This window comes from Nostoc cf. commune SO-36, assembly GCF_023734775.1.
Taxonomy (GTDB): Bacteria; Cyanobacteriota; Cyanobacteriia; order Cyanobacteriales; family Nostocaceae; genus Nostoc; species Nostoc commune_A.
The window spans coordinates 594,516-607,153 of sequence record NZ_AP025732.1; the positions used below are offsets into that span (position 1 = coordinate 594,516).

Here is a 12,638-nt window from a genome sequence, read left to right on the forward strand (position 1 = left end):
GGTAGCCAAGGCGCACCCATACCAGAAAAGTCAAAAACTTGTTAATTAAGCGTACCGTGGGGCACACGGAAACAGGGGGAGAAATCCTCTAAAGCTTGGGGAGATAAGCCCTCTGGGGCTGTCTAAATTAGGCTCGAAACTTGGTTCAATTGAATGGGTTTTTGGTTTAAGTAATGCCGAAAGGCTAGGCAGTTTAAAGGTGTATCAATGAACCAAGAATCCCTATGCTTTTAGTCTGGGGAGTGTCAAATAATACAGAGCATCGCCTAAATTTGGATATTTGAGTGTGCCGAAAGCAGGCATTATCTACAATGACGTTAAACCGATAGCGGGCCGTGTCGCTATCGAGTTAAAAGACAAGCTAACCGCAGCCGGTTGGAATGTATGTATCACATCGAGTATCGGTGGAATATTGGGCTACTCTACCCCAGAGAGTTCTGTATGCCACACCCCCATTGACGGTCTGACACCCCCTGGTTTTGACTCAGATATGAAGTTTGCAGTGGTATTAGGGGGAGACGGCACTGTTTTAGCGGCGTCTCGTCAGGTCGCCCCCTGTGGTATTCCACTGCTAACAGTGAATACCGGCCACATGGGCTTTTTGACAGAAACTTTCCTAAATCAATTGCCGCAAGCATTAGAACAGGTGATGGCGGGTGAGTATGAAATTGAAGAACGAGTCATGCTCACCGTCAAAGTGTTTCGGGGAGATTCAGTACTATGGGAAGCCCTCTGCTTGAATGAAATGGTATTGCATCGGGAACCTTTAACCTCTATGTGCCATTTTGAAATAGTTATAGGGCGGCATGCGCCAGTAGATATTGCGGCGGATGGTGTGATTGTTTCTACGCCTACTGGTTCTACAGCTTACTCATTGAGTGCTGGCGGCCCGGTGGTGACTCCTGGCGTACCTGTTTTACAGTTAGTACCCATTTGTCCCCATTCTCTAGCTTCTAGAGCATTAGTGTTTCCAGATACTGAATCAGTCAACATCTACCCAGTCAATATTCCTCGCCTGGTGATGGTGGTAGATGGCAATGGAGGGTGCTACATCCTACCAGAAGATCGAGTATACATGGAGCGATCGCAATATAGTGCCCGATTTATTCGCCTGCAAACCCCTGAGTTTTTCCGAATTTTGCGAGAAAAATTAGGTTGGGGTTTGCCACATATCGCCAAACCAACTTCGGTAGAATTGCCATAGGCATTGGGCATTGGGCATTGGGCATTGGGGATTAAACCTATCCGTAAATTACATTTGGACCCTCTAATTTATAAGATTTAGAGGTTAATTTAATTGGCGGATAAGTCTATTGGGTATTAGTGATTGTTCTTTACCCATGCCCCACGCCCCATGCCCAATGCCCTAGTTATTAAGATTGCATCGGAGAATTAGATAGCTGACACCTGAACGTGCTAAAAGATCCTTAACAGGATGTCGAATCAGGATTGCTCCATCAAGAAAAATTCGTAGTTGCACTTTATAACTGATGTAAAGATTTTCACTCGAATACCTTTACAATCCCAAATCTAATATCCCAAATTGTTATGACAGTTGCTCAAAGTCCTTGTGTTTTGGTGGTTGAAACCGATGAGAGCCTAGCAAATCAACTTTCTTGCGACTTGCAAGAAGCCGGCTATGAATCAATTGTGGTTCATGATGCGACTAGTGGTTTAGAACACTGTCGCGATCGCCAGCCTGCTTTAATTGTTTTAGACCGAATGCTAGCAGGAGAATCAGGACTCTCATTGTGCAAAAATCTGAGAGGCACTGGTCTGCGATCGCCTGTATTGATTTTAATGGCAAGAGATACAGTCGATGATCGGGTAGCTTGTCTAGAAGCTGGAGCAGATGATTACATCCTCAAGCCTTATCGTTCAGAAGACTTTTTGAAATTAATTCGCCTCTACTTAAAACCCGATATCGATACCACAGAGCAATTACGCTTTGGAGATTTAATTTTAGATATATCAACTCGCCGTGCAATACACAACGGACGGGCAATTGACTTGACAATGAAGGAATTTGAACTCTTAAAATTCTTAATGGAACATCCTCGTGAGGTATTAACCCGCGAACAAATTCTCGAAAATGTTTGGGGTTACGACTTTCTGGGTGAGTCGAATGTAATTGAAGTATACATCCGTTACTTGCGGTTAAAAATTGAAGATGAAGGTCAAAAGCGCCTCATTCAAACGGTGCGCGGCGTAGGGTACGTTTTAAGAGAATCTTAATACAATGTCTAAGCTAGTTTTGAGGGTTTGTAGCCAGCACTAAAGTCCTGACTACAAACTTGCTTACGCATCAATTTAAACTTGACAGACCATTAATAGACTGTGGTGGAAGTTTGCCTACTTCGTTACCTCGTTTCCAGTATCAGACTGGGAATGCACACTTGGGGGCTGCTGCCATCTTTTTCTGCTGACAACACTGTAAAATTGATATCTAAATTACAAAATGGAAAAACTATATGACTCGTCGGCTAGCTTTGCTTTCGATGTTGCTCAGTATGTTCCTAATGGGCTGTTCTGTGCCAACAACAGCTAACCCTCCCATGCCCACCTCTGCTTCTCAAACTCCAGCACCAGAGAGTTTAGGTCAAACACTACCAATTTCTGCTAAAGCCATTATTCCTAATGGCACAATAATTCAATTAGAGGTAGCGGAAACTCCCCAACAACAGGCAATGGGGTTGATGTATCGACCAGCGTTGCCAGATGACCGGGGGATGCTGTTTGGGTTCCCTTCTGCACGACCAGTCAGCTTCTGGATGAAGAATGTACCAGTGCCATTGGATATGGTATTTTTACATAACGGTGTAGTTAAATATATTCAAGCATCTGCGGCTCCTTGTGCAGCTGAACCTTGTCCTACCTATGGCCCCAAGACACCAATCGATAAGGTGATTGAACTTCGCTCTGGAAGAGCTGCCGAATTGAAGTTGAAAGTGGGCGATATTGTCAAAATTGAATTTTGAGACTTCGGTGCTTTGTGGGGATACATATTTGAGTGGTTACTCGGTTGAAAACCTACACGGTCGAAATATATGTTTTTTTTGTAAAAAATGTCACGTATTGTGGCAAAAAAGTCATCTGTAACGCTACTATTTAAAAACTGTGGTAATAATATAAAACTCGCCTGTCTCCAACCTAAAATCGCAGTCTTAAGGTTTGGTCGCAAAAATATTCCCTTGGGCGTAAGTGTAAATAGTCGCCAATAAGAGAGTATAGGCTATGGAATCTTTGTTACTACCTGTGTAATTAAATAAAGCAGAAAAGTAAACAAAATGGAGCCAATTTAACTAAGTAAAAATACTGCTGAAAAATCGAGCAGGTGATTTGTACGAAAATTCCTATTTCTCAGACGCTTTATGAAAAGCCTCTTTTGAAGGGAAATCAAAAAAACTGTGCCGGGGTGTATAGCCGATAACGGCACAGTGACAAATAAAATACTGGCTACTGGCTAGCAAGAAATGGTGAACTGATATATGACAATACATTCTGTACAAGGAGGTGAGATACAAGTGTCACCATCAAAATATTCTCGACTGATTCATTTTTTGCAAGAAGATTTGGCAATTTCCACAGCATCACTAGCGCTGGCGCTTCGCCATCGGGAGCAAGACCCAGGCCCTTTGGCAATGATTCTCTGGCAGTATGGGTTGATTACTTTAGACCAGTTAGAACAAATTTATGATTGGCTTGAAACAGCATAGATTATCCCAATTTTGGATTTTAGGTCGCGCCTTTGATGCGCTTTCAGCCCAAGTTGGGTTTTGGATTAAAAGTCTCTACCAAAAGACTATTACCAGAATCTCAAACAACACTACTTGTACCAATTTGGTATCATACTAAGTTGCCAAAGTTACTCTTGTTTGACGTAAAAGACTTTGTGCGACTGTCTTCTAGGCAAATAATACTATCTAGGGCAACTTGGTATGATTTAGGAGAATTGAGGTATGTCACATCCACTTTATCTTCTGCAAAGGTTCGTATCTAGTCTTAACTCTGACGGTTTCTACTCATTTATATCCAAATTAAAAGAGCGAGTTGATAATTTAACTCGCTCTTTTAATTTAGTACTCAGTAATGAGTAAAAATCATACTCATCACTCACGGCTTAGTATTCAGGAATTATTAAACACTCTAACTGCTGCTGCTACACCAGACCCAGGGGTAAAGTTTTCGTGACCAAGTTCTGAGAGGGTAACTTCTAGAGATGCTATACAACTGAGGATATCGCGATCGCTCACAAAACCCAAGTGACCAATGCGGAAAATCTTGTTACTCAAATGATCTTGACCACCCGCTAGGGCAATATCAAAGCGTTTTTTCATTAATGACCGAATCTTATCCGATTCAATTCCTTGTGGTGCTACAGCCGTAATTGCCGGACTAGCGGAACTATCTGCTGCAAACAGGGGTAAATTTAAGCCTTGAATCGCGGCGCGGGTAGCATTCTTCAGCCGTTCATGTCGAGCAAATATTGACTCCAAGCCTTCCTCTTTCATGATTCGCAACGTGGTGTGTAGCGCTACGATCAAATTTACAGGTGGAGTAAATGGAGTTGTATTTTTGGCTGTGGCTTTACGATATTTGCCTAAATCCAAATAATATTTCGGTAGCTTCGCAGTTTTGTAAGCTTCCCAAGCTTTGGGACTGACAGAGACAAAACCCAATCCTGGCGGAATCATATAACCTTTTTGGGAACCAGAGGCGACGATATCCAAGCCCCAAGCATCTACGGGTAGATTGAATGCACCCAAGCTAGTGACGGCATCAACGATAATTAAAGCTTCACCGTGTTCTTTGACGTGGCGATTGATGCTTTCTAGGTCATTCAACACACCTGTCGAAGTTTCGCTGTGGGTAATGATTACAGCTTTAATTTGCTTTTGGGTATCTGCTTGGAGTTTTTCGGCAAATACTGCGGGGTCTAAAGGTTTTCCCCATTCCACCTTAACTTCTTCTACATTCAAACCGTAGGCTTGGCCAACTTCTACCCAGCGTTCGCCAAATTTACCATTAGAGCCAACTAAAATGCGATCGCCTGGAGAGAGAAAATTAATTATTCCCGCTTCTACAGCACCCGTACCACTAACATTCAGCGTCAGCACATCACTTTGAGTTTGGTGCAGCCACTTGAGGTTTTCTGTCACCTCTGCCAAGATGTTGCTAAACTCACTAGTCCTGTGCCCAATCGGATGCTTGGCTAATGCCAGTAAAGCAGCTTCTGGCACCGGGGTAGGGCCTGGAATCATCAGCATCAGCTTATCGTTCATGTGTGTATCCTACAAAATCAAATAAAAGTCAAAATTGTGAGAAGTTGGTTAAGTCTGATAGCAAATTCTAGATATTCATCTACAAATTCCACTCAGTTCGTCACCAGCCTTGTTGTATATTTTCCAAATTCATAGGAAAAGTATCGTGGGAGTTAATGATCGGTCAGCTTGACCTTTGCAATTTATACGAGACTTCAACTCAGATAAAACCCCTGTTCCAGGCAATCTTACCACACACCTAGACACTAGGTTAAGGCGTTTGCTCGTAGGAGAGTGGCTATTTTAGCCAAAGGCGAAACGTCTATCTAGATAAGGCACAGGAATAATAAATTTTTAAATTTACCCGTAATCCCTTCCTATTGTTTTTATAAAAACACGCGAAATCGTCTTGAATATCGCGGGAATCATCAGTGAAAAAGAGATGTTTTGCTTCCACGAAGGAAGTAACCACCTACACTATGCGGAAGACATGGATGTCACCGTTTGCTAAGAGATAGAAGATACCCAACTCAAACTTTTCAATGTGCTTGAGTCGATGATTTGTTCTTGGGTTGCCATTCTCCAAAGAATATTTTTATCTATAGAGGAGATGATGATTTATTTAATTCAAAATCGCTTCGATGCCAATATCCAAGCTTTCTTTGGCTGACTCAATGGCGATGCATTTGCCGCCGAAGTTGAGAGATTTATGCTACTAATTGCTGCACATTATAAAACTACACTCAGTAGTAAGCGATGCCTACGATAGGCTACACTTACGCTAATAAACTATAAGTTTTTATACTAAGCTTACAAAATTGCTACAATCGTGCTTAGTCTTCTTAGTTACTATTCATGGTGAGTCGTTTTTAACTAGTGTTCAGTTCATAAACTGTCACTCACTAGATCCCCGGTATTCTTGCAAAAGAGATATTCTTAGTTAGTGCAAGGAGTGATACCATTTCACCACATGTTTGTCACAAGTTATCCCCGCAATTCTCTCTCCTTAGGGAGTGTTGCAGATTTCAAATGTTGCATCAAACGAGTGAGTTGGTATAAGCTTTTACGAGAAAGCGCTTGAGTGAGCAAAACCTCAAGCGCTTTTTCGTGTATAAATAAAACAGTCCAACTCTCTGGACAATAATTAAAAATGTTTTTAAATACACATATACCAGAGAAGGAAACTACTATTAGAAAAATTGTTGCAACATATACTTGATGACTCTAGCATTTGTACGTTCCATCAAAACCTTTCTAAGTGACTGGACGTACCACACGAATTAGTTTTCCTTGCAACGGTTCTTCTGTTGTCACAACTTCATCTATCAGTGCTCCAAACTGTTCCAATTACGATTGTTTGTACAAACAATAATACCGAAGTGGCTATAATCACGACGATGCAAACGGATAAAATCATTCCTGTTGATAGTTAATATCGAGCGTTTTTGACTTGTAGCAAATGCCAGCACTTCCTTATCAGGTATACCTTTATAGCCTGCAATTTTTCACGCTTGTCTGAGGGCAAGAAGTTGTTGTTCTAACTCTTTGAGTGTCACGGATGTAAATCCTCTGATGTTTTGTCAGGCTACATTTACAATTTTATCGATTGCTAAGTACAACATTTCATTAATAATTCGTAGCCAAATATTTGCGCCCCTACCCTGTGGTAAGGCGAAGTGCATCTACATCTACATTTAAATTTCAACCCTCAATTCGCAACGATTTTACCTAAAGCTGTACTTAGCTGACTACAAAATTCACCAACTTTCCAGGCACTACAATTACCTTTTTAATCTCTTTGCCTTCGATATAACGCTGGGCAATTTCTGATTCACGGGCATACTTCTCCTGTGCTGCTTTATCTGCTTGTGCTGAGACTTGAATCGAGCCGCGAGTTTTACCCATAACTTGAATCACTAAAGTGATTTCATCCGCAATCAAAGCAGCAGGATCAAATGATGGCCAAGTTTGAGTGTGGACTGAATCACTTTCACCCAATAAATGCCACAATTCATCAGCAATGTGTGGTGCAAATGGTGCTAGCAATACTACCAAAGTCCGAATACCTTCTGCATAAATTGGTGAATTTTTCCCGTCGGCATCAGTTAGGGCGTTGCTCAACTTCATCAATTCTGAAATAGCTGTGTTGAATTGATATTCGTCTTCAACGTCTTCTGTGACTGCTTCAATAGCCGTATGAATTGCCCGTCGCAACTCCTTTTCTGCTTTAGTTAAATTAGCGAGTTGGGCTTGCTTACGGGATACCCCAGCCGCAACATAATCTGTCACCAAACGCCAAACCCGATTTAAAAAGCGGAATTGTCCTTCCACATCAGCTTCATCCCATTCCAAATCTTTTTCTGGCGGCGCTTTGAACAAGATGAACATCCGCGCTGTATCTATACCGTATTTGGAAATTACATCTTCTGGAGCTACACCGTTGCCCTTTGATTTAGACATGGTAGCGTAGAGACGTTGTAGTGGTTCGCCTGTCTGGGGGTCGCGGGGGTCAGCTGAATTTACCAGCTCAGAAGGAATCCATTTATCTTTACCACCCTTGTTGGGATTTAGGTAAGTTAAACCCTGTACCATACCTTGAGTTAACAGGCGTTGGAAGGGTTCATCAAAATTCAGTAACCCTCTGTCTCGCAGAACCTTGGTAAAGAACCGCGAATATAACAAATGTAAAATTGCGTGTTCAATTCCACCTACATACTGATCAACTGGCATCCAGTCATTAATTTTACTGGAATCAAAAACCTGTTGTTCATTTTTAGCGTCAGGGAAGCGCAAGAAATACCACGACGAATCAATAAAAGTATCCATCGTGTCAGTTTCCCGCTTCGCTGGAGTGCTGCAAGTTGGACAAGGCACATTTACCCAACTTTCCAGCTGAGTCAAAGGTGAACCGCCACGTCCAGTAAATTCCACCTCTTCCGGTAACTGTACTGGTAAATCTTTATCAGGCACTGGCACTATCCCACAGTTGGGGCAGTGAATTACAGGTATTGGTGCGCCCCAGTAACGCTGCCGCGAAATTAACCAATCCCGCAAGCGATATTGCACCCGCACTTTACCAAAACCCTGTTGTTCGGCGTATTCAATTATTGCTTGTTTAGCATCTGTGGAAGTCATACCAGTAAAAAGCCCAGAATTAATTAAAATTCCTGGTTCAGTGTATGCCTGGTTATATTCAATTTGGATGAGTTGTGTGACTTCATCAATCTCTGATGTTGGAGTTAAGTCAAAACCTGCAACATCATCCGGGGAAACGATGACAAAATCAACTGGCAAATCGTAATTTTTGGCAAACTTAAAATCTCGGACATCGTGTGCTGGTACACCCATCACCGCCCCAGTACCATACTCATACAGTACATAGTCAGCAATCCAAATCGGCACTTCTTCCCCTGTAAATGGGTTAATTGCCTTACCACCTGTAGGGATACCCCGCTTCGGTTTGTCTTCAGAGGTACGTTCTAACTCACTTTGATTGGAAACCTCTTTAATAAAGGCTTCTACGGCTGCTTGCTGTTCTTTTGAGGTGACACGTTTTGTCAAGGGATGTTCTGGTGCTAACACTAGGTAGCTGACACCATAAACGGTATCTGGGCGTGTGGTGTACACGCCGATTCTTTCATCTATCCCAATGATGGGAAATTCTAAGTAAGCGCCTGTGGATTTACCAATCCAGTTTGCCTGCATCAATTTGACGCGTTCCGGCCAACCTGTCAATTTATCCAAGTCATTGAGTAATTCTTCGGCGTAGTCGGTAATCTTGAAAAACCACTGCCGCAATAATTTACGCTCAACTATTGCCCCACTGCGCCAAGAACGTCCTTCGTTATCGACTTGCTCATTTGCCAGTACAGTTTGGTCAATAGGATCCCAGTTTACAGCTGCTTCTTTTTGATAAGCTAACCCTGCTTGCAAAAACTGCAAAAAAATCCATTGTGTCCACTTATAATAATCTGGTGAACAGGTAGCAAGTTCGCATTCCCAATCAATGGATAAACCAAGACGCTGCAATTGTTGCCGCATCTGCGCCATATTTTGATAAGTCCACTTTGCTGGCGGTACACCACGGTCAATGGCGGCATTTTCTGCTGGCAAGCCAAAAGCATCCCAACCCATTGGATGTATTACCCGATACCCTTGCATTCGCTTGAGGCGGGCAATTACGTCGGTAATCGTATAATTACGGACGTGACCCATGTGTAGGCTGCCCGATGGATAAGGGAACATGGAAAGAGCGTAAAATTTTGGCTTGTTAGTAGCTGTCGGTGTTTTGTCTAAGCCAAGTTCTACCCATGTTTTTTGCCATTTTTCCTCAATTGCTGCTGGGTTATATCTAGATAAAGAAAAATTAGTGCTATCAGCCATGTTTATTTCTATAATGAATGCTCAAATAATACTCGAAACACTTGTTTTCAGCATTTTAACCTGAACTATCAGTCTATTTTCGTATCGAAAAACAATGCTCAACAAATGCTCACTTCCTTGTCATTATCTTTCTATCTCCCTTATTTGCCTAAAGTTATTGAAGTAATATTTTAAATCTACATGTTTATTGTCTAAACATAAACCTTCTTGCTCCGCCCAAGCTAATAGAAGCAATTACAGGATTTTTACCTAGCTCCGGTTCAGAATCGGTGTGCCACGAGATTCCATCGTTTCCATCTCGGCAAAGATATCGATATCTCGCAGAAATGGAAGTTTTTCTATTTTGGATTTGTAAATATTTTCAAAAAATCTAACTTGTATCTGTGCTTCCTGTGGGCTAGAAATCAATACGGTTCAGTTAGGCATTTTTTCTTCTCTCTGTTCCGCGCCAGTTGCTACCCTGCGGGAACGCTAAGAGCGAACAAGTCGGGGAACCCGCCCAACGCACTGGCTTCTCTGTGCCTCTGCGGTAGCCTGCGGCAAGCCGTTCGCGTAGCGTCTCGTAGAGAAGCGTCTACGTTAAAAAATTTGACTTTGATGACTTTGATAAAGAGTTTTAGCCTTAACTGAACCGTATTGGGCTAGAAATAATCATGAGAAAGCTTAAGAGTGGATCTAACTACTCTCTTAAGTTGCCCAAATAACTGATGCTAGTTAGCTACTTATTATACCTGTTTTTCTATGTATGATGTGAGGAGGGGATTATTGGTGAAACTTATGATATTCCTATCTACATTATTTTTGTGTCTCTGTAATGAGACTCGCTCACTTTTTGGCTATGCTCACACCACGCGTTTACAATACTCAGTCCTGTGGTAGGAAAATAAATTTAGATGGTTAAAATAGGTGATGGTTGAATCAAATATAAAATTTTCTGATTTAGTGCAGGTTTTTGTCTACGGCACGCTCAAACCAGGTGAAACTAATTATCAAAGATACTGTGCTGGCAAAGTAGTTGATGTTAAAAGAGTCTTTGTACAAGGCAAATTGTTTGCTCTGCCAATGGGCTACCCAGCGATGACACTAGGGGATAGCCAAGTTCACGGATATTTACTCTCTTTTTCCGACCCAAGGATTTTAAATGAGCTAGACGTGCTGGAAGATTACCAGCCCAATAGACAAACGCCAGAAAACCTCTATAATCGACAAATTATTGAGGTTTACGAGGCACAGTCGCTCTCTTATAGTTGGGCTTGGGTTTATTTAATGACTCTAGACCGAGTTGAGCAATTAGGAGGCTTTCTCCAACCTGATGGCTGGTGGAGCGGCTGTGGTTTAACCGCAAAACATAGTTAATGAGTAAACTGTCAATGCAATTAGTTTATATCCTGTTTGGAGTCGTGCTGTTGCGGCTGTACCGGATAAATTGAATTTTCTGGAGAGGCTACTGCTGCTTTAGGAATTTCAATTACCGGGTTATTTAGTCCCACCATCAAAGGGGAAGGTGGAATTATAGACGCTGAGGACGTTTGTATCGGTTCTCTTTGTGGTCGTTGTGCCAGTTGTGGCGCCGTCGAACCACCACTTACTAAGCCAGATACTGCGCCGATTACACAAGCAGCAACAGCTGCACCTCCCACCATCCAGTTTAAACGGGAGCGACGGCGCAAACGTGTCAATACTTGCTGAACTGTTTCTTCTGGCGACTGTTGGGCTGCTGGCACTGGGAGCGTCCGCAAGCCTTGCCGCAGCTTTAACAATCGAGCATATAAACATTGAACTGAGGCATCATTTGCCAGCCATTCTTCTACTTGCCTGCGTTCGGTGGCTGTGACTTCACCATCCAGGTAAGCACTCAATAACTCGAAGCGATCGCGCTTCACCATATCCATAAGACCCGTTGATTCATTGGTATGATTGGCCATTCCATCTGACAAATCTTGAGGAAGTTGCAAAGGAGAACGGTCGTAAAACTGAGAATCAGTAGTCATCTTAACATTATTACCAACTCATACACGGGTAAACTGGGCGCAAATTTCGGAGAAATTAGCCAATTTTCCTCCTAAGGGCACAAGCGATCTACGTCTTTTTGGGAATTCTTAATCTATGCTTAAATTCTGCTATTGGGCAGAGGCAAGATACTGTAAATTAGGAATCTAGATAATTCTGCAAGTGAGCTTGCAGCCTCGTTCTAGCTCTGGCTATTCTTGACTTCACAGTTCCTAAGGAAACCCCAGATGATTTCAGCAATTTCTTCATAAGCCATGCCTTCAATTTCTCTCAGGACAATGGTAGTACGAAAAACTTCTGGTAAATCCGCGATCGCTTCTCGCAATTGCTCGTAAAATTCTCTAGTTGTCAGTTCTTCTTCAGGGCCGGGAGTATCGCCAGCGATTTCCCAATCCATCTCACCATCTTCTAACGAACGGGGAGCATCGAGTGACAAAGGACTCATAACCCGCTTGCGTTTCCGTAACTCGTCGTAAAACAAGTTGGTGGCAATGCGGCTTAACCAGCCCCGAAATTTGGCAGGCTCTTGTAATCGGTTAATATTCCGATACACTCGAATCCAAACTTCTTGAGCCAAATCAGCTCTGTCAGCCCAATCTGGAGCCAGGTGGTATAGAACTCTATCAACTTGACTTTGATAGCGGCGTAATAGTTCTGCAAACGCAACACGATCTGGTCGCAGTCCCGCTTGAGCGCGCAAAATTAAATCGTGGTTAGGGAGTTTGTCAACTTGCACTGATGCTTCTGGATACTTTGCATCAACCGTTGACCAGGATACAGTGATCGATTGATTCATAGATCGTACTGGCTCTAAATCATCCCTATCTATTAGACCCGCTAATGGGACAGAAGTTCCATGCTAAGGTGACGGATTTATGACTGGAACACTGAGGCAAACAATTTTGGATACATTTATAGCAATAAGGAGAGCCACTTTTTCCTTATACTGCTCGCATAGTTGCCCAAGACCCTTCAACGAACAAA

General features: G+C 42.5%; 11 protein-coding genes and 1 pseudogene. 5 read left to right on the plus strand and 7 right to left on the minus strand.

The window, feature by feature from the left end; genetic code table 11:
* Positions 1–286 precede the first annotated feature (286 nt).
* The 4 genes from ANSO36C_RS02705 to ANSO36C_RS02720 all read left to right on the plus strand — a co-directional run bounded on the left by ANSO36C_RS02705 (position 287) and on the right by ANSO36C_RS02720 (position 3,716).
* Positions 287–1,204 (plus strand): NAD(+) kinase, encoded by a 918-nt coding sequence (locus ANSO36C_RS02705; RefSeq protein ID WP_251958279.1) that lies wholly within the window; start codon positions 287–289, stop codon positions 1,202–1,204.
* A 344-nt stretch (positions 1,205–1,548) separates the two neighbouring features.
* Positions 1,549–2,235 (plus strand): response regulator transcription factor NblR, encoded by a 687-nt coding sequence (gene nblR / locus ANSO36C_RS02710; protein ID WP_251958280.1) that lies wholly within the window; start codon positions 1,549–1,551, stop codon positions 2,233–2,235.
* Between the two features lie 236 nt (positions 2,236–2,471).
* Positions 2,472–2,978 (plus strand): DUF192 domain-containing protein, encoded by a 507-nt coding sequence (locus tag ANSO36C_RS02715; protein WP_251958281.1) that lies wholly within the window; start codon positions 2,472–2,474, stop codon positions 2,976–2,978.
* A 510-nt stretch (positions 2,979–3,488) separates the two neighbouring features.
* A complete protein-coding gene (locus ANSO36C_RS02720; RefSeq protein ID WP_251958282.1) occupies positions 3,489–3,716 on the plus strand; it encodes a DUF2949 domain-containing protein in 228 nt (75 codons plus the stop codon).
* 411 nt (positions 3,717–4,127) lie between these two features.
* Here the strand turns inward: ANSO36C_RS02720 and ANSO36C_RS02725 are convergent, their stop codons facing one another.
* From ANSO36C_RS02725 to ANSO36C_RS02735, 5 genes are all read right to left on the minus strand, one after another.
* On the minus strand, positions 4,128–5,282 hold the full coding sequence (locus tag ANSO36C_RS02725; protein WP_251958283.1) for a pyridoxal-phosphate-dependent aminotransferase family protein: 1,155 nt from the start codon (positions 5,280–5,282) through the stop codon (positions 4,128–4,130).
* Between the two features lie 1,304 nt (positions 5,283–6,586).
* A complete protein-coding gene (locus ANSO36C_RS34705; protein ID WP_410174670.1) occupies positions 6,587–6,730 on the minus strand; it encodes a DUF5615 family PIN-like protein in 144 nt (47 codons plus the stop codon).
* A gap of 271 nt (positions 6,731–7,001) precedes the next feature.
* Positions 7,002–9,644: a leucine--tRNA ligase gene (gene leuS / locus ANSO36C_RS02730; protein WP_251958284.1), complete on the minus strand. Its 2,643-nt coding sequence runs from the start codon at positions 9,642–9,644 to the stop codon at positions 7,002–7,004.
* 184 nt (positions 9,645–9,828) lie between these two features.
* Complete coding sequence (locus ANSO36C_RS34115) at positions 9,829–9,927, minus strand: alpha-ketoglutarate-dependent dioxygenase AlkB (RefSeq protein WP_323374593.1); 99 nt, start codon at positions 9,925–9,927, stop codon at positions 9,829–9,831.
* Positions 9,894–10,052: a hypothetical protein gene (locus ANSO36C_RS02735; RefSeq protein WP_251958285.1), complete on the minus strand. Its 159-nt coding sequence runs from the start codon at positions 10,050–10,052 to the stop codon at positions 9,894–9,896. The genes ANSO36C_RS34115 and ANSO36C_RS02735 overlap by 34 nt, the downstream gene beginning before the upstream one ends.
* A 501-nt stretch (positions 10,053–10,553) precedes the next feature.
* Between ANSO36C_RS02735 and ANSO36C_RS02740 the strand changes: the two genes are divergently transcribed.
* The gene (locus ANSO36C_RS02740) at positions 10,554–11,000 is read left to right on the plus strand and encodes a gamma-glutamylcyclotransferase family protein (protein ID WP_251958286.1); all 447 of its coding nucleotides are present in this window, start codon (positions 10,554–10,556) and stop codon (positions 10,998–11,000) included.
* Between the two features lie 20 nt (positions 11,001–11,020).
* Here the strand turns inward: ANSO36C_RS02740 and ANSO36C_RS02745 are convergent, their stop codons facing one another.
* Together ANSO36C_RS02745 and ANSO36C_RS02750 are read right to left on the minus strand one after the other, a co-directional pair.
* The gene (locus tag ANSO36C_RS02745; RefSeq protein WP_251958287.1) at positions 11,021–11,635 is read right to left on the minus strand and encodes an anti-sigma factor family protein; all 615 of its coding nucleotides are present in this window, start codon (positions 11,633–11,635) and stop codon (positions 11,021–11,023) included.
* Positions 11,636–11,792: 157 nt separating this feature from the next.
* Positions 11,793–12,450 (minus strand): annotated as a pseudogene (locus ANSO36C_RS02750) (sigma-70 family RNA polymerase sigma factor).
* Positions 12,451–12,638 lie beyond the last annotated feature (188 nt).